This window comes from Bacteroides hominis, from assembly GCF_033042785.2.
Classification (GTDB): Bacteria; Bacteroidota; Bacteroidia; order Bacteroidales; family Bacteroidaceae; genus Bacteroides; species Bacteroides hominis.
The window spans coordinates 5,208,315-5,231,368 of the sequence record NZ_CP178829.1; the positions used below are offsets into that span (position 1 = coordinate 5,208,315).

The window sequence follows — 23,054 nt, forward strand, 5'->3', positions numbered from 1 at the left end:
AATTAACAAAAAAATCCTAAGCATTAATACTACATAATAAAAAGTTTTTGTAACTTTAGGCATAAAGTTTTCGTTATGGCAAAGTTACATTTTCGTCCTTACATTCCCAACCAAACCGTTCTTTCTCCACAAAGAATCGATGAAAACATAGCTGCGAACGCCCCGGTGCGCATTGTCAATGCTGTTGTAGATAATCTCAATCTTGATAATTTCAAGAAGCTTTATAAGGCGGTCGTTGTCCTTATCATCCTAAAATGATGCTTAAAGTGATTATCTACGCCTATATGAACAATATCTATTCGTGCCATAAAATAGAGAATCTTCTTTTGCGTGACATTCATTATATCTGGCTTTCCGGCAACGAGCATCCGGATTTTATTACCATCAACCGTTTCCGTAATCGTGTAAAAGAGGAGATAAATACCGTATTCACTCAGTTGGTTCTTGTCCTTGCCGATAAAGGTTTCATCAGTCTTGACGTGGAGTATATTGATGGCACCAAGATTGAGTCCAAAGCCAACAAATATACTTTTGTCTGACACAAGACTGTCAAAAGGAACCGTTCAAAGCTGATGGATAAGATTCGCATCCTTCTGGAGCAGGTGGATGAGGCCATTGCATAGGAGAACTCCGTAAAAGACACGCCCGTTCAATTCACTCCCTCCATGCTCTCAGACATAGTGGATGAACTTAAAGAAGCCCTGGAACACCACCCGATAACAAAGGATAAGGAACAAAAGAAAGCCCTGCGCGAAAAGAAGAAACAGATCAGGGAACTCGAGGGGTACCGTGATAAGCTGATAGAATACGATAATCACCTTGATACCCTCGGGGAACGTAATTCCTATTCTAAAACCGATCCTGATGCCACATTCATGCGCATGAAAGAAGACGCCATGAGGAACGGGCAGACCAAGCCCGGATATAATCTGCAAACAGGTACCCAGAACCAATTCATCATAGACTTCCGGCTGTTTCCCAACCCTACCGATACACTGACCCTCATACCTTTTTTCCACTCCTTCCGGCACCGCTATAACCGCTTACCCAGTATCGATGTGGCAGACTCCGGTTACGGGCTCGGAAGAAAATTACCGGTTCATGCAGGAGAATGGGATAGAAGCCTTTCTCAAGTACAACTACTTTCATAAAGAACAGCGTCCCCATTATACTCCCAATCCATTCCAGGCGGAAAGTCTCCATTACAATGCGGAAGAGGATTATTACGTTTGCCCTATGGGACAGCACATGAACCGTATAGGAACCAAATGTGATAAAACAGCGGGCGGATACATCACCGAAAGTGCCCGGTATAAAGCCAAAAGATGCCAAGGTTGCCCTTTGCGTGGCAGTTGTTTTAAAGCCCGGGGGAACCGTATTATAGAAGTCAACCACCGGTTAAATCAATACAAACGGCAGGCACGGGAAAGGTTGCTCTCAGAAGAAGGTATCAAGCATAGAGGCAGGAGGTGTATAGAACCGGAGGCTGTATTTGGACAAATGAAATCCAACATGGCATACCGACGCTTCCGGCATGTTGGAGAAGACAAGGTTACAATGGACTTTGCTTTCTTTGCTATAGCCTTTAATATCAAACAAATGTGTGCTAAACTGCTAAAAGCAGGGAAAGGGCTCATTACAGTTGTCAAATATATGTTTATGGGACTATTTATAACCCGGTATAATTGGAATATACAAACTTGTGGCCAAATGGATGAGAAAAAGCAGTATAGGCAAAAGAAAATATAGCAGAACTGTAAACTATAAAAAAGGTTGTGCCAACGTTTTGACACAACCTCATTTATTATAAGAGGAAAATTAGATTCTTTTATTTAGTTCCAACAAAAGTAACCTCTATCTTCTGAAATACCGCTGAAATAGACAATACAATCTTACAATCATTATTTATAAGTTTCGAACCCGAATTAAACTTACCACTAAGTGGTAATCCCGCATAAGAAATTGTATTTAAAGTTAGTTCACCTGTATTCAAGTCTTTAGATGCCGTTATATTAACATCAGCTGTCAAACCTGCATAACTAAAATTAGCAATAGTCATTTTAACAACCGTTCCATTTTCTATAACCTTCACACTTTGAGGATCTACAATTGTAGGAGTAGCTCCATCAACCGATACAGTTAATTTTCCGCTATATGTATTCGTCACACTCGCCGCAAAAACACTAATTGTACATAGCAACATTAATATTGTGAATATTCGTCTCATTTTTTTCTATTATTTATATTTATTTAGTTTCCTGCAAATCCAGTCCCAATTCAAAGGCATCTGTTGATGCCCAATTACCACTTATAGCTCCAATTAACATAGACGCCATTCCTGCTTCCGGAGGAAGAATACCACTATTACTCAACAATTCCCATAAAATTAAAATATCAGATGTTTTCACAGGATCTCCCCAACTATCAACTTCCCCAGTTTCATGTACAGCCATTAATGGGTCAAAAGAAGCCTTATCTAAATAGATATAGCTATGCCCATTAGCTACTTTCACATTTAAAGGGAATCCATTGTTAACCCAGTCCAATAACATCGCAATTGATTCATCACTAATAGCAATAGATTCAACTTTTAAAAGTTTTGCTAACAATGTTTTAATTGTAGCGGGGTCACCTTTCAATATTTGATCAATAATTCCATCAAGTCCAGCAGCTCCACTTCCCATAGCCTGAGCCACAATTACAGGAATATTAAGTTTTACATATAACTTACCATCTTTTTCAAACCAGTATGCCAAGTTTTTAGGAGATTGCAACCATCCCTCTGTTGGAATCAGTTTTTTTGCAACATCAGCAGTTGGAGGCATTAAAGCCCACATTGGCTGGAATTGAATAGCTCCCGAATTATAAGAAGCTGTTACATTTCCGTCAGCACCAAGAGTTACTGATTGTAACACCTGAGGCAATAATACACCGAAAATTCCTCTAAACATCGCACCATAAGAAGTTCCATAATCAGAACTTTCAGTTACACATACATAATTTACATAACCAGCACCTGCTATTACAGCATTCGGATTAGTATAATCATTATAAGTCAACTCTCCTGTTGTATACTCAGCTAATCCATAAGTTTTAGCCCAACCTTTTGGATCATTCATCGTAACCTTCAAAGCTAAAGTCAGCACCTTATCTTTGCGAGAGCCTGTATATTCAACTGAAGCATTACTTGTTTTAGCAGTTCCACTAAAGCCATCACCATTTACTTTCACACCAGTCAAATTAGTTTCTTCCTCTCCAGGAATTACACTCTTCAAAAGAATGGTAACATTATCACCATCAGTCGCATCAAACACAACCTCTTTACCTGTTAATAAAGTTTCTCCATAAGAAAGCACTAAAGTTTCATCCTTATATGTTCCGATATAAAGACCGGCACCTGTTGCACTAACATTCAAGGTAACCTTACCTTCAGGTGTAATTGTACCATCAACTGTAACCTTTAACAATGGAGTCGGTTTAGCCGTTTCTCTTGTTACAGGTTTAGTCATAATATCTTTCGTCCCATTGAATTTGAAAGAGCCGTCAGCTTGTTTTTCCATTGCAACATCAACAGTTACATCACTATAACCATCAATCACATTTTTAAAACCTACTGTTGCAGACTGAAGACTTGTAGCTTCAAAGTTTACAGTTCCCGTGGTACTTGCTCCATTCAACTGGAAATCTACATTTTCTGCCTTAATTTCACCTTTAGGAAGTTCTTGCCAACTGTTATCATCATCGTCACTACAAGCAGTGAACAAGCTCACTGAACAAATCAGTGCGAAGAGATACAATAAATTTTTCTTCATAAATTAATCACGTTTAGTTAGTAATTTTTAATCTTTATTCTAAAACGGAGCAAAGTAACTGCTTTATTTCCATCCAAACAAGGTCTATCTTACGTATTTTATGTTCTAAATTTAAGATTAAGTTGCTTATTGGCCGAAATCGTATCATAAAAAATTCAATCTATGATTCTAATCCATCAGATATAACATCTCTCAATCATCATCTTTAATAATATAATGGCAGAATAGTTTTCTTATGCTAATTACTTATATTACACTGGTTATAAAAAGACAGGGGTAAGAGTCCCTTTCTATCAAAAAAGATCTCTTACTCCCTTTCAGTCTTTATACATAATAATATAATCGTATATATACATTCTAAGTTGCCACTACCGACTATCCTATTTTTTAAGAATCAATATAATTCGTCCAATACTTTCACCCGAAATGCAGGATATACGGGAACAGTATGCTCTTTTTTCATAATCTCACCAATCTTTTTGACGATTTCAGGATGCTTAAGAGCAACATCCCTCTGTTCACAAGAATCTGTTTCCAGATCGTATAGCTCGATCTTCATATTTCCTCTTTTCAGTCCATTACGCAATCCTTTCCATTTGCCCATACGTACAGCCTGCTGTCCTTCTATGTCCATAAACTCCCAATAGAGATAAGAATGCTTCATTTGATCTCCACTCTCCATTAAAGTCGGATAAAAACTGATTCCATCGGTCTCTGTGGCCGGATTCACACCTGCCAGTTCACATATCGTTGAGTAAAAATCATAAGATGTACATGGTAATGTAGTGTGTGCTCCTGCCCGGATATGTCCTTTCCATGCTACAATCAACGGTACACGGATTCCTCCTTCACGCAAAAAGCACTTTCCCCATCCATATTCCGAACGGAAAGGACCTCCACTCCGGAACCAAGGCGAATCGACTCCACCATTAAAGGTCGGGCCATTATCACTTGAAATGATAATGACCGTATTTTCATACAATCCCTTCTTCTTTAAAAAATCTATAATCTCACCTACCTTCTCATCGATGTAAGTCACCATTGCCGCATATCCGGCATGTGGATAACGTGCCGGAAAGTAATCGGCCTGTCCTAAATAAGGGGACTCGTCACCAAATTTTCTGACATAATGATCAATCAAACGTTGAGGAGCCTGAATTGGAACATGTGGCAAAGGAGTAGCGTAGTAAAGAAAAAAGGGTTGTTTTTTGTTCTCCTCCATAAAACGCAATGCTTCTTCCTGAATTTTATCGGGCGAATAAACATGTGAGATTAACTTATCATAGCTGCTCAGGCTCAAAGGATCGGCTCCGGGGTCAAGTTTGGTATGCGGTATCACCGTATCATTTGCCAGATACTCCCTCTGTTCATTCCGATACAAATGCAATGGAAAGTAAGTGTGTGCCTGACGCTGACAATTATAACCATAGAAGAAGTCAAAACCATGATTCAAAGGCAGGCTTTCAGTACCCGGAGCACCCAATCCCCACTTTCCTACTATCCCTGTACGATATCCTCCTTCCTTCAAAATTGACACAAATGTTTTCGTACCGGATGGCAATCCGCGTTGACCTTCTAAGGTTGAATCGCGCTCAGCCGCAAGAAAATCCCATACTCTACCACGTTCCGGAGCTTCATCATTCCCCCTGATGCCACAATGACCACTGTGTTTTCCTGTCAAAAGAACACAACGGGCAGCAGCCGAAACCGGAGATCCGGTATAATAATTACTGAATACCATTCCTTCGGCAGCCAAACGGTCTATATGGGGAGTTTCGATCCGCTTCTGTCCGAAACATCCCAGATCTCCATAACCCAAATCATCCGCAAGCACAAAAATAATATTGGGACGGACAGAATCGGTAACCTTATCCCCCGCATACACCATCTGGAGTCCTGCTGTTTGTACCAACAATGCAGAACATACAAATCTAATATTCATAAAAATTCAATATATGATAATCCGGCACTACTTTTCCAACGATGACACTTTAAAAGTAGTCAATACAAAACCGTGATCGGAAGGATAAAAGAATTTTTCTCCCATAAACTCCAGAGGTTTAGTCAGCTCCTGGTTATAAGATTCAGACGTTACCGCACGAATAGTCTTACCTTGATAATAGATAAAATCAATACGGTCGGACCGGACAGGCTTATCTTCATTATCGTAGATCCAGGTAGCTCCTATATTCTTTTCGGGTTGGGGATGAATTTCACGAAAGCTATCCTTGAAACCTGCGTTTTGCATCTCTTTAGAAACAGTCCATTCCACAACGGCACCACCATGGCTATACATATCTTTCGTGGTATCTGTCCAGTCAAGATGGGAATGTACATTGAAATCTCCCCCCATAATCATGGGAATACTGTCAGTCTGACGAATCATCGGTTGCAAAACAGAAAGTATGCGGCGTATTTCATCATCTCGTGTTCCGGCATCGTCCCAAGCCAAAATATCGGCTTCTGATTGCTCTGTAGGCACTAATCGCATATCGGGTAAATAATGCAGCCAGGTATCGAATAAACGGACCGGCGTACCATCCATATCTATTTCGACTCCTCCGAAATTGAATGTAGAAATGGAATCAGGAAAAAGATACGTTTTCTTTATCGGATAGCGACTATAAATACACAGATTGTCTGATAACAATACGTAATCATATCCCAAAGAGTCTGCCACCATTGGAGCCGCACCATAAGTCTCAATCATCAAAATAACATCCGCCTGACTTTTTTTCAGAATCCCTATAGTTCCTTCACAGCCCTTTTCGGGATAGTTTTTAGCATGCCCTGCATGCCATACATTCCATGACAAAACTTTTAATTCCTTCTCCTTAGCACGTTCCACAGGTGTGCAAGAGACAAAGCTAATTGCCAAAGACGCAATTAGCATATATATAAATCTTTTCATATCAATCTTTTATACAGGTATCATCCAATGGGGGGCTATTTCCCCCATTGGATAAGTACATTTTAATTATTTAGTAAAGAATGCTGTCGTTACCGGATTGCCCAACCAGGCTTCGTGAGGCTCAACCCCCAGCAGCCAAGCTTCCGTTGCAGCCACATCAATCACCATTGTACTCTCAGTTATCTTATAGTTCTTTTTCACACCCTTTCCATAAAATACAAGCGGGGTCTCCATTTCATTGAGAGTTTTTCCGCCATGATTAGTACCGATTCCGCCATGATCCGCAGTCAGTATAATTACAGTATCATCCATCATACCGGCTTCTTCAATGGCTGCTACTATTTCACCTAAATAACCGTCCAATTCATCGAGCTTTTCATAATACTCTTTGGATTCCCACTTGTAGCTGTGTCCGGTGTGATCAGGATATTCAAATATAACGGCACAATACATAGGCTTTTTCTCTTTCAGATAATTCACGGCGAATTGTGTCGCTCCCTTAGGATGTTCCTTTGTTTGCGGAGCATGTACGAAGTAGTTGATAGCGAGCGAATCAACCAGATATCTCATTCCATCCCATTCATAAATATAGCCTACTTCTGCTTTAGGATATGTATCGCGTATCAATCCGTAAAGTCCCGGAAAACGACCGTATTGATTGGTTATAAAAGGAGGAATCTCGGGTGTCTTGCTTCCCCAGGTCGTATATCCATGAAGTTCCGGTCCGGCTCCGGAAAACATAGAGGCCCAGTTTGGAGCACTCGATGATGGCAGAATCGAACGGTTGTTCAGTGTATAAGCCCCTTCTTCCATCAACCGGTTGAAATTGGGCATGGGATGATTGCGGATAGCAACGGCACTTAAACCGTCAAAAGCAATTAATACTACATGCTTCGGATGTTTCTTCAAACGGGGACCGGCTGCATTTACTTCACCGGCAAATAAACTAAGAATCACAGAAAATATGAATAATATCGAAATCTTTTTCATTTTGTATATACAATTAATCATGTAACCTAAAATTATAAATATTACCTCCAAAATCGGTAACGAACAGACAGTTACCGCTTACTGCCACACTCGAGAATACCGGAGCTCCCAAAGCACGTTTCCCACGATAGGCGCCTGTGTCCAAGTCAACGGCATGCAAATACCCGTCACTGGCCCCAAAGAAAACGGTTGCTCCCACAAGTACAGGCGAAACTTCGACTGTGCATTCATGGCTATGAGAATAAGGGACAGTATAGAAAAGGCTTGTTCCGGTACGATAGTTCCAGACCTCTTTAAAAGTAAGACGGTCAAATGCAACCACTCCCTTATTGGAAGTGGAAACAACCAGATATTTATCCGTCACAAGCGGAGCGCAGGCCGAATTAAACTCATAAGAAGTTTCCGCCATTTTCAGAATATCTCCGGAACGTGGGTTGATCACATATAAATTCTCACATGAGGCCAGATAGAAATTACCATCGTAAAAAGTTGCCGATCCGTCACGGAAACGAATTTTACTGTCACGCTTCTTCCACAATAAAGTACCGTCATTGATGTCATGTCCGAAGAGTCCGTTCCAATGTGCAGACGCCACTAATACTCCTGCACCTACAGTCAAAGTAGAAGTGGTTCCCTCACCTCCATCCCAGGCTTTGTTCTGCCACAGGATCCTTCCATCGGCAGTCCGTACGGCACAAGTTCCTTTCGCATGTCCGGCATACACCACACCATCGACAACCGCCAAGCCTTCATCAAGAAGTGGCAATAGAGAAACCGGCAACTGTGTTTGCCAACAAACCGTTCCTTTTTCTGCATCTATGGCGTAAAGCATCCCCGAAGCATCCGAAGCAAACACGCGCCCGTCTTCATAAGCAATGGTATTCTTTATCGAATTAGAAGCACTGAAAGTCCAGCAAAGACCTCCTGTTGCAGCATCATAGGCTTTTATAAAGCATTTCTCTGCCCTATCATCGTCAATGGTTCCTATAAACACTTTATTCTGTGCCACTATGGGCGAACACATATAAATATTGCTGCCTGCATTTCGGACCCAGTTGGTTTGCAGAGGCAAAGACACTGTGTCATTCACCAGTTGATTGTGGGCGGCATTTCCACGAAGTCCCGCCCAAATGGCGGATGCCACAGCCGAAGCTGCCGGCTGCCCGGTTACGGTGTAATCCACCCTTTTCGTCAAACGGGTTCCATCCTCAAACTCGGCAGTCACCAACAAGCGCTGCTTGCCATCGGACACACGGACTGTTCCGCTCCATTCCCAGTCTGTTTCGGGTAACAATGTGACAGACGACATGATTTTCCCGTTCCGTTCAACAGAAGCCGTTACTTTTTTTGCGTACGACACCGTACGATAAGCATTAATCCGAACTGTCATTTTACCATCAGAGACAGAAACAATTTCACCTTCTGCCGGATAAGCAGAAGTCAAGATTCCATCGATATAAGTATAACGGGTTTCCGAACTGAGTTTACCTTTGGTATCAGCATGATAAATCCTGAAACAGGACGTTCCGTGATCGATTCCTCCTTTATCCGGAGTAGATGAGCAGTAGGTCTGAAGTCCCGACTTCAACTGCTTATAATAATGATTGTGCCAGTGTCCGTAAATCATGGCGTCCAGATTATAATCTGCAAAGTCTATCTGTTCGCCGTTTTTATCCTTGAAGAGCAAATCGTCTCCCCAAAACCATAAGTCGTGATTAAATAAAACTACCCTTTTATCTCTATTTATTTGTGCAAGGTCATTCTTCAGCCAACGGATGATATCAGCACGCCTGTACGAGGGTGCATGATCACCACCCAGCATCGGAGTAACCACATAATGCACATTACCAACGTCGAACGAATACCATGAAGGACCGAAATGACTCTGCCATAACTCTTCACCATACCTTCCGGCACGCAAATCATGATTACCCACACAATAATAAGTCGGAACCCCCAAATCCTCAGAACGAAGATAACGTCCGTGAAAATCCTGATGGGCTTCATAACAAATATCACCTGTATGGATGATAAAAGCAGTCGGATTTGTTTTCACATACTCTTTCAGATTGTCTATCCAGTCACCATACAGAGATGTCTCTGTATCTGTGATTTGTACAAACGAATATCCATTTCCTGTCCTTACCGGACTCTTGCAAATTCCCAGTTCATACTTTTTCCCGGTCCCGTCGAAAGGTAAATAATGGGAAGCAGATGCCTGAAATCCATCGGGCACGGTCAAAGTGATAAACCGGGTGTCTTTATGTCCCGGAAGTATAAAGCTACCATCTTCCGCCGTTTGCACCACATGGAGCCCATCTTGCACACAGACCCCCTTTATCCCTTTCTCTCCGGCATCACGAATGCCGTTTCTGTTTGTGTCGATATAAACCCCGCCTTCTATCTGTGCGAAAGCAGAACTGCCAACTCCCAGGAATAAAGCCGCTATACCTGCAAATAACTTCAACATATTTATTGTTTTACTATATTAATCAGTTTTATCTCTTAACGAAAACAGCAGGCTTCTCCCGCTACTGCCGGAGCAGCCTTTCTGTTTTCGATATGATAAACCTATTCCCAGAATGGATTCTGATAGAGGTTTTCGTTAACAGTAATATCTTTGGTAGCAACCGGATAATAATAATATTTCGGAGATACAAAAGTATACTTACCATGTTGCGCTATCAGGTAGATATAGCCTTTTGTCCCTTCGGTGAGCCCAATCGTATTACCTTCCAAAGCATAAACCGTCAATTTATACTTTTGCTTGTCCTCCTCAGGTATCTTATCTACATCCGCTTTCTTTTCCACTACTGCAATGTCCGGTGTACCATCACCTGTTACATCATAATAGCCCATTCCCGGAATATACGCCCCTTCCGGAGCAGCCTCAAACAACTTTCCACATCCCCAACGCATTAAATCACCATATCTGAACCCTTCGCATGCCAATTCGATTCTGCGTTCACGGCGTACTTCCAGCACAGCACCTTTTTGTGAAGACTGTACATTGGAATAACGTTCTTCCTGTACCGGATCAATATTAGCCAGCCAGTCGTCCAACGAAGCATCCGGCATACCGGCACGCTGCCTGATCAGATTGATTGTATTATTGATGTCATCTTGTGTAAGCGTACCCAATTCGGCCTTTGCCTCAGCATATATCAGCAAAATTTCAGCGTAACGGATAATAGGTAAATCAGTATAAGATTTTCCCCAATCCATCTGATCGAATGTCAACGGACGGAATTTGATCTGTGGATATCCACCCAGATTCAGTTTAGCCCGGTGAGGCTCGGTAGTACCCACGTTCAGGACACCCGGTTTCATAAAAGTCTGCTCCAGACGAGGGTCCCGATTCTCAAAGATCTCCAGTACCGTCTTGGTCCGGTAACCTTCCACTTCATGAAAATATTTGGTTTGTCCGTCCTCAACGACTAAATAATCTTCCATCAGACTACGGGAAAGTCCCGTATTATAGTCAAACTGAGCCTGAGCATTGTGCAGGCGTCCTAATGCCTTATCGTAATCAGCCACCAGAATCATTTCCGGGTTTTGCGTAAGATCCGCACTACAGAAAAGTGACTGATAGGCAGGCAGTCCACTCTCTTTGGAAGTCGACAGGCTGTAATGTTTTGTGTCCATAATCTTCCGGCAGGCCTCTACCGCTATTTTCAGGAACCGATCGCCATCATTCAGTTTCAACTCGGGATGATATTTACGGAATGTCCCTTCATGCAAAGCAATCCGCGCCTGTATAGCCAAAGCAGCATTCCGGTAAATACGGGTCGTACTATTGTTTGTTTTCATGTGGGTCACGGCAAAATCAAGATCGGCCATTATGGAATCTACGACCAGGGAACGAGGATCCTGTGACTTATATAGTAACTCGGTGTCCGTCGTTTGCAGGTCATGGCTATACCATGGCACATCCGAATAGTCTTTCACCTTTGAATAATAGATTAATGCACGAAACATGCGCGCCAGCCCGATGTAGTGATTAATCTCACCACGGTCGCCCTCCACACGGTCTGTCCTTGCCAACATAAAATTGACCGTACGAATGTTCTTCCAACTCCATTTACCTATGTTATCGGGTCTATATTCACCACGCATCATCTTATAAATATCAGTATCTTCCGGATACAGCATATTGTCAGAAGGCGTATCCGAGTAACTTGCACCAATATAGCCGTACATGCCATTGGTATAGGTCTCCAAATCGGCGGGAGAAGAGAAAAAGACCTTCTCCGTGATACTGGTCTCAGGAAAACGATCCATGAATCCGTCATTACAACTTGTCATCAGAGCTGCGCCTGTCAGACAGCACGCAGTCAGTAATATATGTTTTATTTTTGAACACATAACTTATCTTAATTAGAATGTGAGATTTAAACCAAATGAATAAGAACGCTGAAGAGGATAAACAATATTACCTAAACTTTCCGGATCTACCTTATAATGTTTGTATAAGCCTGAAAACTCACACAGATTATCACCGGAAAAGAAAATACGCAAACGTTCAATTCCTATCTTATTCAACAGTACTTTAGGAAGAGTATAACCTACGGTGAGGTTTTTCAAACGGACATAAGCTGCATTTTGCAGGTATCTGGTCTGAACAACTCCACACTCCCTGTCTGTATTTTCCGCCACATAAGCTTTCATACGCGGGAAATACGCGTCCGGATTTTCCTCTGTCCAATGGTCGTACATATTACCCACGGTAATATTAGTCCAGGGCTGTGCATAAATACCCCAGAAATAAAGGTCGCCTGTGCCCGGATAATAATCTTTCTTACCTACCCCCTGGGCAAACAGGCTAAGATCGAATCCATTCCACTGTGCATTGGCCGATAGACCAAATGTATAGCGTGCACGGCTGTTACCAATGACTTTATAATCACCATGGTCTTCCAGTGTCCATGCTCCATCGGTTATTTTACCGTCTTTATTTTCATCTTTAAATTTCAGATCACCGGGAGCCAGCGGACGGGTACCCGGATAGGAAGTACACCATGACTGGTCTGCATGATTCTTTATATCTTCCTCGGAAGTGAAAAAGCCTAAAGTCTCTACACCCCATATCTCACCAATCTCTTTTCCTACATAGTAATCACCCAACAATCCTTTCGGATTTTCGTACTTCGTAATATAGGCACGGCTATCTGCCAGATTAAAGTTCACATCATAATAAAATGGTTTTCCGGCCAATTTGAACTGATCTTTCCAACCTACGGTCAATTCCCAGCCCTCCGTCTTCAAGTCGGCTGCATTTTGCTTGGGGACATCCGTTCCCAGAACACTTGGCAGTGTCACTCCTGCCGTCAACATATCTTTTGTTCGGCGCACATATACTTCACCCGTTATGCTTAAACGGTTATTGAAAAAATTAGCGTCTAAAGCAATATTGGTGGTAGTTACCTTTTCCCAGGTCAGGTTACCGGCTACCAATCCGGGAGCTCCCACATATACCGGCTGTTGTTTCTCCAGGATCTGACTGATTTTTCCCGATCCCATCGTGGCAAGATATGCATACGCATCCACATCCTGATTTCCCAGACTACCATAAGAACCTCTCAACTTCAAGAAACTAACCACATCACTCAAAGGCTCAAAGAACTTTTCACGCGAGATGACCCAGCCCAATGATACGGAAGGATTAAATACAAAACGGTCATTCTTCGGGAAACGCGAAGTACCGTCATAACGTCCGTTAAATTCGAAGATATATTTATCGTCGTAGATATAGCCCAAACGCGCGAATGCACCTCTTAAAGCCCAAGTCGTTATGCTTTGAGACATATTCATATCTCCCGTGGCCAGGTTAATGGTGGGAAGTGAACTTGAAATCAGCTCTTTACGATTCGCTTTCACATAATCATATTTATACTCTTCCTGATTGAAACCTGCAACTGCAGTAATGGCGTGTTTCTTCGCAAATGTTTTCTGGAAAGTACCATAAACATCAAACAAGATGTGCTTTGTATCGGAATTACTGCTCGAAGCATCCGATACGGTAGAAATAGGATTAAACGTCAGGACAGGCAATTCGGGTCCATTGCGATAAGTGACAGGCAGGTTATACCAGTTACTTCTGGTCTTGGTATTTGCAAAAGCAAAAGTTCCTTGTACCCAAAAGACATCTTTGACTATATCCATCTTAGTAGACAGATTGATATTTGTATTTGTTTTCCAGTCTGTAGCACGTCCGCCTTCGGCCAATGCCCCCAATGTACCTACACTGGCATCTGTCCAGGTTCCATCAGGATTCTTAACCATATCCATCGGATTTTTACGGTACATCTGTTTATAGGTGTTGGTCATGGCATTCGCATAGTCATAATCGGAAGTGGTCAGGCTCACATTACTGCTCAGACTCCACCAATCCGTCAGTTTAAACTGTAACTTGGTACGCAGGTTATACCGGTTATAAATGTCGTTTCCATATCTTAACATACCGTTCTGACAATTGTATCCTCCCGAAAAGTAATAAGAGATACGGTCTGTTTTACCGGAAATATCAATATTATGGATCGTAGAGAAACCTACATCATTGTAAGCCTCGTCCACCCAGTTTGTACGTCCAAAATAAGTATAAGAACCATCCGGATTCAGGAAGTAGGGAGAAGTGGAAGGATCTTCGGAACATTTTTTCGCATAGGCCAGTTGTTCCTCGTTATAAAGGTTATACCACGGATATGCCATTGTATTTCTCGTAGTTGCCACCAGATAAGGGTCTGTTATAATTTCCGGCATACGAGTGTTGGTACGCAATACAAAATTGTTGTTATAGTTAACAGTAAGTTTTTCATTGCTGCCATTTTTAGTTGTAACCAAAATAACACCGAACGCAGCACGCGACCCATATATAGCAGAGGATGCGGCATCTTTCAGTACAGAAATATTGGCTATATCAACAGGATTCATGCGATTCAACTGATCACTGGTGGAAACAACCCCGTCAATGACTACCAACGGAGAACCTCCATTCAGAGAAGTAGTACCACGAATATTATAGGAAGGGGAGTCATCTGCCTCACCATCACCGACAGATACATTAAGGTTGGCAACGGCACCTTGCAAAGCCTGCCCCATGTTCAGTACCGGACGGTCTTCGATTGTTTTAGTAGATACGGTCGCTACCGAACCCGAAAGGTTGACTTTCTTCTGGACAGCATATCCCACTACCACAACTTCGTCCAATGCTTTACTGTTTTCCTGCATTACAATGTCCATCACTGTTTTATCGCCTACCTTCACCGTCTGGGTGATATAGCCGACATACGAATACTGAAGCGACTTGCCTACCGGAACTTTCAATGAGTATTTGCCGTCGATATTGGTTATGACACCGGTAGTTGTTCCCAATATCGTTACATTTACCCCGATCAAGGTTTCGCCTCTTGCGTCTGTAACGGTACCGGTTATCTCTTTCATTTTTGCAACGTGGTCATTCCGGACATTTTGTTTCTCCGCACCGGGAATCAGAATAATCTTTCTATTCTCCACTACGCATTTGCAGTCCGGCAGAATTTGGGATAAAATTACATCAATACGTTCATTATCGGCCTGAACCGTTACTTTACGGTTCATGTCAATTTCCGCATCATTGTAGAAGAAAGTGTACTCACTCTTCGATTCAATCGATTTAAGAACCTGCTTCAGGGGAACTTGTTTCACATGGAGATTAATACGTGTCTGCTGAGCATAAACTCCCTGAAAAACAAACAGGAACATAATAAAAGACATAAGTCTTGCTAAACGAATGTTTCTTTCTGTTAAGAAAAAGCTCAAAAAGCTCCTCCATTTAAATTTATTCATATCTTTGTAAAAGATTTAAAGTAAATAATTGCGTCTCCTGCAAGAGACGTGATTAAAAGAAATCTGAGATAGGTAAGTGCTGCAACATTTACCTATTTTTTTGTCTGGTTGTGTGTCTCTACATATTTTCATTCAATTTTTAAGGTTAATACTTGTGTTGCCTATCGCTTTCTGGGAAGAATATGTAAGATACCATTCTCCCAGTAATATCTTATTGGAGCAACCAAAGTCATCGCTTTCAGAATTTCATCCAGATTCTCTCCATTCCTGACAGAGAACGACATAAATACTTTTTCAGCAAACTCTGACGGACATTCAATATCCACCCCATACCACTTATTTAAATTAATAATAATATCAGCCAACTTATCATTATCAAAAGTCAGTTCATTTTGAATCCAACTGATATAATCATCCGTATTGACCATCTGTACCTTGGTCCGCTCACTCTTCTTATCATAATTTATCAACTGCCCCGGAGTCAGTACCACCGAATGGTTCATCTTGCAACCGGCAATCTTCACACTACCTTCTACCAATACTGCCTCGACTCCGGATTTCCGCTGATAATTGTCGACAATAAAGCGGGTGCCCAACACTTCCACTTTCATTTCTCCGGCTTGCACCCGGAATGGAAGTTTCTCATTTCTCCGCACTTCAAAATAAGCTTCACCGGACAAACTGACTTCACGGGCTGATGCACTGAACGTTTCCGGATACTCCAACAAACTATTTGAATTGAGCCATACAACCGTACTATCCGGTAATACAAAACGGCCTTTACTTCCATTGGCAGTCAGCAAACGGTTCATGACTTCCTTCTGCCCCGGAACCGAACTGCTACCCCAATAATAAGAAGCAGAACCGACAGCAAACAGTATCAGAAAGACGGCTGCCACCCGCAGGAACAGACTGAAATGTTCCGGAAAAACAAATCTGCTTTTACGGGAACCGGATTCCGGTATTTGTATCCGTGACCTAAACCGGTCGAGCGCCACTTCCGTTTCAACATCATCAGTAGCCAGCGTATTGCCTAAAAGCCATAAATCACGAACTTCGGAAAACTCGTTCCGGTTCTTTTCCGATTGTTTCAGCCAGTTCAAAAGAAAAACTTTCTCTTCACAGGTAGCTGTACCATCCAGAAAACGTATAATCACTTCGTTTATGTCTCCTATTTCATTCTTCATTTTTAGCTCCTCTATAAGTAATACAAGTGAAATTTAAAAACCCCTCCTCCAAAACATACTTTTTTTTAAAATATTATTTTGAGCAGAGACAGAGTAGGAATAAAAGGCTCATTAAACCTTTATTTTTAAGATGAGTACGCAACTCCAACAGAGCACGGGTCAAATACTTTTCTACAGTCTTGGGTGACAGATCGAGCTGAACGGCAATCTCCTTTACCTTCAGGCCGTAGCTTCTGCTTAGTATAAATACCTTCTTTACCTGTACAGGCAGTGTTTCGACAAAAGCTTCGATTTCACCCCGAAGTTCCTTCATGAATAATGAGTTCTCCTGATTATCTTCCTGAATCTGCAACGCATCGATCTGATCTGAAAAACATTCCATGGACTCTTCTTCAGTATATTTCTTGCTGGTGAGAAAGTTGAGAGATTTATTATAGACGGCCTTAAAAAGATAGGCCTTTACTGCTCCATCGAATTCAATATCTGTACGCTTATTCCATAAAGCAACAAAAACATCCTGAACGATGTCTTCTGCAACATCCCAATCATTCACAAAGCGAAACGCATACACCCGCAACACTTTATAATATTGCCGAAACAGTTGCTCTACCGACTCAAGGTTCGAATACATTGCGTTTTTCTTCATTTAAAGTATTAGTTAATAAAAAGACACTGGCAAAGTAACAAATAATAATAATAATCTCAAAATTTTAAGAATCCGTTTCAGTACCAATTTTAACCCGCGAATGAACCTGCAAGCCGATAATTCCTTTAATGCCCAAAACAAATTACTTCATGTGATTTACTTCTATATAAAATAGTAAAGTAACGGGAATAAACTTATCCTTAACAGCAAATCTTCTTCATCTTAGCAGCTAAGATGTACATCTTGGGCGCTAAGATCTATATCTTGACGGCCAAGATGCACATCTTTCGGCGCAAGATGAAGTAAATGATATGAATAAAAACATTTCTTTCGGGCACCGGAACCACTTTATACGGGTACTTATGGAAGTTCTCTTCTTAAGTTCGTCAGGCAACGATGCAATTACCTAATAATTGATATACCGGGATTACGCATTACGAGAAACCGGGCTGTAAACAGATGTGAAGTCTATCTGTCTACAACCCGGTTCTATTTATATCGGATACCTATTGTACGTGTGTTTCCTTACCAGCCGGGGTTTTGTACCAATTTCTTCGACTTTTGTATCTCTGCCAACGGAATGGGGTACAAATACATACGCTTCTCAAAAATACGGGTCTCAAAAGCAGTGCGTTTCATAAATCCCTCAAGATCGGTGGCATTCATATCCATACCATGAACAGGGCCGCCTTGTTTATACCCTTCTTCTTCGGCACACATCCAACGACGTACATCAAAATAACGCTGTCCTTCGGCAAACAATTCAATGCGGCGCTCGTGACGTATGGCTTTCTCCTGCAACTCCCGGTTGCCGATAATTTCCGGTTTAATGTCTTTCAGTAAGGGAATACCGGCTCTATAACGAATGCTGTCCACATACTGGATGATACGCGCATCACCCGGATTCACATGATTCAGGGCCTCTGCATACAACAAATAAAAATCGGCCAGACGGAACAACATACTTGCACGATATTTGGATTTCGGATTGTTGCCCTGATTCAGCAAATCACGGTTCATACCTTTATAAAGTAAATATCCCGAATAACTCATATCTCCCTTCGAATTGTCATCCGGCGTTCCTTTATAAAAATAAATTTTCTTATCAGTCTTTTGCCATACTTTGCCAGAATAGGTAATATCTTGGTAAAAACGCGGTTCACGGTTCTTATACATATTGGGTATACCGTCTTCACCGATGCCCTCTTCTTTATACAAACCCGATTCTTCAATGCTTTTACCATCACTCATCAAGAAGTCATCAATAGCTTCCTGAAGAACTCCGACACAACCGAATCCACTGAAAATAGCACGCGGAGTACATCTGCGTTCACGGCCTTCACCGTTTACTCCGCCCCAGGAGTTCTTACTGCTTTGCCAAACCGCCTCCGAATTGTTAACGCTTACCTGAAACAACTGATAAAGCGATTCTGCCGGATCAATCTCACCGTCCTTCATCACCTGGTATAAAGAGTAGCGCCCTTTTGAATAATCAATAAAGCGTTGCAGAGCGTCCAGAGCAGTTTTCCATTTCGTGTCATCCTTTGCCAGAAAGAGTTGTTTGTCCTGACTATCCTTCAAAGCAACAGCTTCGGGATAACCACCATTGAACAACGGACTTGCCGCATACACATGCAATTTGGCCAAAATGGCCAACGCTGCCCCTTTGGTCGGTGCCGCCGCACGTTCATTGTTAATAGTACCGTCCGGATTCAGTTCTTTCTCCGGTAGCAAGTCGTAGCATTCATTAAGTTCTTTATCAATAAAGGCAACTACTTCATCTACCGAATTTCTGTAATAATCCAAGTCAGCGGCCGAAGGATCGGCTATTTCGGTCATAATAGGAATAGGACCATATAACTCGAACAACAGATAATGATAATAAGCACGTAAAAAACGTGCTTCGTTCTTCAGAAGAGCCAGTTCTTTTTCATCAATGAAGTCGGCTACATCTCCGTTCTGCGGAATGACATGGGCGTATACGATGAATTCGTTTGCCTGCCGGATTTGCTTGTAAAGGCTCCAACGTGACAAATCGGCCGATCCGGCATGATAGCCTATCGTTGGAATCGTTTTCACATTGTTCTGTGCTGACTTCAATTCGTCTGAAACAGCCGGCCAGGGATTATCCAAACCGGTCAGGCTGGCATAGGCATCCGTTATGATGATGTTCGACATATCGGGGATACCGGTATAGATGTAGCGATGAAACCTGCGTGCGTAACTTGTGTTATTAAATACTTCTTCCATAGTCATTTCGGCAGCCAGATCATCTGATACATTTAGATAATCTTTACAGCCGGAAAGGAGAGCCGCACTCAATCCAAGTGCCAGTATAAAGGTCGGTAATTTTTTAAATACTTTCATATATATACTATTATTAATTTAGTTAGAATGTAAAGTCAAGACCAAAAGTAAACGTACGGTTCAGCGGATAAGGGAAACCTCCATTGTTGTTTCCCTGCTCGGGATCCCACATCTTGATACGATCCCATACATACAGATTGTTTCCCTGTATATAAAAGCGCAATGCTTCTATATTCAACTTCTTCAATAACTTCTTATCGAAATTATAACCTAATTCGATATTTTTCAGCCTCAGGAAACCGGCGTCACGCAGCCACCACGTACTGGCTGCCGTATTGTTCTGGAAGTTATTACTATGCATACGGGGAAACATCACATTCTGACTTGGATTCTGTTCTGTCCAACGATCGGCTACCACCGAACGCACCGCAGATTCTTCGATTCCCCACTGGAAAGGAAAGAAGGTCGCATCAGCTCCGGTTCCCAATACAGTTGACGTATTACCGGCTCCCTGAAAAAAGATACCGGCATAAAAACCTTTCCATTCGGCATTAAATCCGAAACCATAGACAATTTCGGGAACAGTGGGATTTCCTACATCTTCCATTTGGTCATTGCTGTCAATTTTGCCGTCACCGTTCAGGTCTTTGTATTTGATATCACCCGGACGAACGCCGCTCGAAAGACCGGAAACAACTCCGGGTTTTAATTCATAAGTGCGGTTGAGCCCTTCACCGTTGATGATAAAGTCATCATAGGTATACAAACCGTCGGCGATATAGAGCTTGTTCGAGTTGAGACGGGTACCTTTCTTTTCCAGCCAGGGATACACCTGCGGCACCTGATCGTATTCGATAATTTCATTACGGGCAAACGTGAAGTTTCCGCGTGCACTCAGGTTGACTTGCCCTATTTTTTGGTTAAGGGTGAGGCTGGCATCTACTCCATGATTCTTCACAATACCAAAGTTCTGCCAAGGCATCTGTTGGAAACCGGTTACGTTGGACACCGTGTTGCGTTGCAATAAAATGCTCTTACGCTTATTGTTGAAATAGTCTACCTGCAAATCGATGCGGTTGTCGAATAAGCCGAGATCAATACCGTAATTCGTCTTTTCCTCAATTTCCCATGAAAGATAGGGAGCCTCAAACCGGGCCTCGGTAATTCCATTACCGATACCGCCCATGCCTCCCGTATCACTGAAGCCGAGATTATACCCTCCATTATCCTGTTTCATCGTACCACGGTACAAGAAACGGTCACCACCGGTGTCATCATTTCCCGTACGTCCGATAGAAAACCTGAATTTCAACTTGTTGACTACCTTCTTCAACGCCTCCGGATAATAAGGTTCGTTGCTGACATACCATGCCAATCCCATTGCCGGAAAAAAGCCGAAACGAAATCCTTTTGCAAAGGTCTCGGAACCTGTATAACCGAAGTTGCCCTCTACGAAATAACGTCCGTCATAACCGTAAGTGGCACGTCCCACAAGACCCTGCTTTCTGTAAGGCAAAGCATTGTCGTGATATTGGGTCTCTTTTTGCATATAAAGAACCATAGCGGTCACATCATGCTTCTGCGCAAAAGTCCGATTGTAGTTAAACGAAGTTTCGAAATAGATTTTTTTATTCGAAGAGTTTTCCAGTTTCTCGGTCAATACGTCGCTGCCCTCCACAACTTTCTTAAATTGCAGTGCCCCGTTTTCATCACGTCCGGTTGCCAGATACTGAGTAGGTGTCTTGGTTCGTTTTGCCGTATATTTCATATCAGCATCAAAACTGATCAGACCTTTCCAATTCAGCCCCTTGGTGATAAAGTCCAACTTCTGGTTTACTTCCAGTTTCGACTGGATAGACGTTCTCCACTCTTTGGCATATCCGGAATTTACTAATAAGTTATATGGATTCACGCGGTTACCCGAAGGACGCGGATGTCCGGCAATCGTTCCGTCCGAGTATTCAGCAGGCATCAGGTAAGAGGGAGTGCGACACATCGAATTGAAAATTGTATTTGTGCCTGTACCCGGATAATTCGTTTGCAGGTATTGTCCGCTAATATCTACTTTCACCAATGTTGTTTTCGTCGCGTCGAAATCGATATTACTACGCAAATTATAACGTTTCAGCCCGATGTTATTGTCATACTCGTTTTTCTTGCCCTCTTTAAAAATACCGTTCTCCTGATAAAAGGCTCCGGAAACAAAGTAACGTGCACGCTCGGATCCGCCTCTTACATTGAGGGTATAGCGCATATTATAGGTATGCTCTCTCAGCATCTCCTTCAACCAGTCGGTGTCGGGATAAAGGTCGCGATCGGCTCCCGGACCGTATTTGGCAATTTCTTCCGCTGTACGTATACTGGCTGTTCCTTCATTGTTCAAAGCTTCATTATACAGTTCCAGCGTCTCTACCGAATTCATAAATTCAGGCAGGCGAGTCGGAGTGAGCAAGGTAGATTCGGCACGAAGGGATATTTTGGGCTTCTGCGAATTACCACGTTTAGATGTGATCAAGATCACTCCGTTAGCACCCTCGGCACCATACACAGCAGTTGCCGCGGCATCTTTCAGCAGAGTAAACGATTCGATTTCATCAGGTTCTATATCCTGCATATTACGGGGCACACCGTCGACCAAAACTAACGGATTTGTACCTCCTTTGAAGGAACTTACACCTCTGATCCAGAACTCGGAATTATCATATCCCGGTTCACCCGAACGCTGAACGGCAATCAAACCCGGCACTTGTCCGGCCAGGGTATTAGTCAGATTTCTATTGGACGATACAGCCAGTTCCTTAGGTCCGATAGCATTAATAGAACTTACGACACTGTTTTTTTTCTGTTTACCGTAACCAATAACCACTACTTCATCCAGCAATTCGGTATTGGGAAGCATCTTTATGGCCAGAATCTTTTCACCTTTGTAGGTGATCCGTTGTGATTCGTAGCCCACATACGAGAAAAGAAGTATATCTCCTTTCTTGGCACTTATCGAGAAGTTACCATTTACGTCAGTAATAACTCCTGTAGTAGTCCCTTCCAGTTTAATCTGTACTCCGATCAAAGGCTGACCGTTCTCATCCACCACAAGTCCGGTGGCATTATGAACCTGGGCGAAGACTGAATTCAGCCCGAAAGACAATAAAAACAGGATAAAGCAGATCAATCTCAATACTTTATTCTTAAACGCATATTCTTCTGGCATCCTCCCGGTACGATCACCGGCAGTATCAGCATCATTACTAATATGAGCAGTCATCGGCAAAACTGATATTAGCATAAAAGGTTTTTTCATAAGCTTAAATCTTTTTTGTTGTGTAGGTTTTAAATTAATTTTCAGGAAAAAGTGATACTATCCATCTATCGATGCATAG

Annotated in this window: 12 protein-coding genes and 1 pseudogene; 1 reads left to right on the forward strand and 12 read right to left on the reverse strand. The window is 42.2% G+C overall.

Annotated elements, in window-relative coordinates:
- The first annotated feature begins 75 nt into the window (after positions 1–75).
- A pseudogene (locus R3O62_RS21960) lies at positions 76–1,749 on the forward strand (IS1182 family transposase).
- 79 nt (positions 1,750–1,828) lie between these two features.
- Here R3O62_RS21960 and R3O62_RS21965 read toward each other — a convergent pair.
- From R3O62_RS21965 to R3O62_RS22020, 12 genes are all read right to left on the reverse strand, one after another.
- Positions 1,829–2,227, reverse strand: a complete 399-nt coding sequence (locus tag R3O62_RS21965; RefSeq protein WP_005808340.1) for a hypothetical protein — start codon at positions 2,225–2,227, stop codon at positions 1,829–1,831.
- A gap of 19 nt (positions 2,228–2,246) precedes the next feature.
- On the reverse strand, positions 2,247–3,812 hold the full coding sequence (locus tag R3O62_RS21970; protein ID WP_032531983.1) for a DUF4925 domain-containing protein: 1,566 nt from the start codon (positions 3,810–3,812) through the stop codon (positions 2,247–2,249).
- Between the two features lie 394 nt (positions 3,813–4,206).
- Positions 4,207–5,700 carry an arylsulfatase gene (locus R3O62_RS21975; RefSeq protein WP_032539771.1) on the reverse strand — a complete coding sequence of 498 codons (1,494 nt, stop codon included), beginning with the start codon at positions 5,698–5,700 and terminating at the stop codon, positions 4,207–4,209.
- An 81-nt stretch (positions 5,701–5,781) separates the two neighbouring features.
- Positions 5,782–6,723 (reverse strand): endonuclease/exonuclease/phosphatase family protein, encoded by a 942-nt coding sequence (locus tag R3O62_RS21980; protein ID WP_005781322.1) that lies wholly within the window; start codon positions 6,721–6,723, stop codon positions 5,782–5,784.
- A gap of 66 nt (positions 6,724–6,789) precedes the next feature.
- On the reverse strand, positions 6,790–7,713 hold the full coding sequence (locus tag R3O62_RS21985; protein ID WP_032539738.1) for an alkaline phosphatase: 924 nt from the start codon (positions 7,711–7,713) through the stop codon (positions 6,790–6,792).
- 13 nt (positions 7,714–7,726) lie between these two features.
- Positions 7,727–10,183 carry a PQQ-binding-like beta-propeller repeat protein gene (locus R3O62_RS21990; RefSeq protein WP_032539737.1) on the reverse strand — a complete coding sequence of 819 codons (2,457 nt, stop codon included), beginning with the start codon at positions 10,181–10,183 and terminating at the stop codon, positions 7,727–7,729.
- A gap of 101 nt (positions 10,184–10,284) precedes the next feature.
- Positions 10,285–12,078, reverse strand: coding sequence for a RagB/SusD family nutrient uptake outer membrane protein (locus tag R3O62_RS21995; RefSeq protein WP_032531990.1), 1,794 nt, complete (start codon positions 12,076–12,078; stop codon positions 10,285–10,287).
- A 12-nt stretch (positions 12,079–12,090) separates the two neighbouring features.
- Positions 12,091–15,537, reverse strand: coding sequence for a TonB-dependent receptor (locus R3O62_RS22000; RefSeq protein WP_317472513.1), 3,447 nt, complete (start codon positions 15,535–15,537; stop codon positions 12,091–12,093).
- A 161-nt stretch (positions 15,538–15,698) separates the two neighbouring features.
- Positions 15,699–16,724: a FecR family protein gene (locus tag R3O62_RS22005; protein ID WP_005821685.1), complete on the reverse strand. Its 1,026-nt coding sequence runs from the start codon at positions 16,722–16,724 to the stop codon at positions 15,699–15,701.
- Between the two features lie 73 nt (positions 16,725–16,797).
- Entirely contained in the window at positions 16,798–17,370 is a 573-nt protein-coding gene (locus tag R3O62_RS22010) for an RNA polymerase sigma-70 factor (protein ID WP_022011710.1), read from the reverse strand.
- A gap of 525 nt (positions 17,371–17,895) precedes the next feature.
- A complete protein-coding gene (locus tag R3O62_RS22015; protein WP_269109911.1) occupies positions 17,896–19,737 on the reverse strand; it encodes a RagB/SusD family nutrient uptake outer membrane protein in 1,842 nt (613 codons plus the stop codon).
- A gap of 22 nt (positions 19,738–19,759) precedes the next feature.
- Positions 19,760–22,975 (reverse strand): SusC/RagA family TonB-linked outer membrane protein, encoded by a 3,216-nt coding sequence (locus R3O62_RS22020; protein ID WP_022011712.1) that lies wholly within the window; start codon positions 22,973–22,975, stop codon positions 19,760–19,762.
- Positions 22,976–23,054: the final 79 nt, after the last annotated feature.

Excerpts from the sequence above, each read along its gene's own strand:
- R3O62_RS22000 (WP_317472513.1), bottom strand. The coding sequence starts at position 15,537 with ATGAATAAATTTAAATGGAGGAGCTTTTTGAGCTTTTTCTTAACAGAA.
- R3O62_RS21980 (WP_005781322.1), bottom strand. The coding sequence starts at position 6,723 with ATGAAAAGATTTATATATATGCTAATTGCGTCTTTGGCAATTAGCTTT.
- R3O62_RS21970 (WP_032531983.1), bottom strand. The coding sequence starts at position 3,812 with ATGAAGAAAAATTTATTGTATCTCTTCGCACTGATTTGTTCAGTGAGC.
- R3O62_RS22020 (WP_022011712.1), bottom strand. The coding sequence starts at position 22,975 with ATGAAAAAACCTTTTATGCTAATATCAGTTTTGCCGATGACTGCTCAT.
- R3O62_RS21990 (WP_032539737.1), bottom strand. The coding sequence starts at position 10,183 with ATGTTGAAGTTATTTGCAGGTATAGCGGCTTTATTCCTGGGAGTTGGC.
- R3O62_RS21995 (WP_032531990.1), bottom strand. The coding sequence starts at position 12,078 with ATGTGTTCAAAAATAAAACATATATTACTGACTGCGTGCTGTCTGACA.
- R3O62_RS22010 (WP_022011710.1), bottom strand. The coding sequence starts at position 17,370 with ATGAAGAAAAACGCAATGTATTCGAACCTTGAGTCGGTAGAGCAACTG.
- R3O62_RS21975 (WP_032539771.1), bottom strand. The coding sequence starts at position 5,700 with ATGGTGTATGCGGGGGATAAGGTTACCGATTCTGTCCGTCCCAATATT.
- R3O62_RS21985 (WP_032539738.1), bottom strand. The coding sequence starts at position 7,713 with ATGAAAAAGATTTCGATATTATTCATATTTTCTGTGATTCTTAGTTTA.
- R3O62_RS21965 (WP_005808340.1), bottom strand. The coding sequence starts at position 2,227 with ATGAGACGAATATTCACAATATTAATGTTGCTATGTACAATTAGTGTT.
- R3O62_RS22005 (WP_005821685.1), bottom strand. The coding sequence starts at position 16,724 with ATGAAGAATGAAATAGGAGACATAAACGAAGTGATTATACGTTTTCTG.
- R3O62_RS22015 (WP_269109911.1), bottom strand. The coding sequence starts at position 19,737 with ATGAAAGTATTTAAAAAATTACCGACCTTTATACTGGCACTTGGATTG.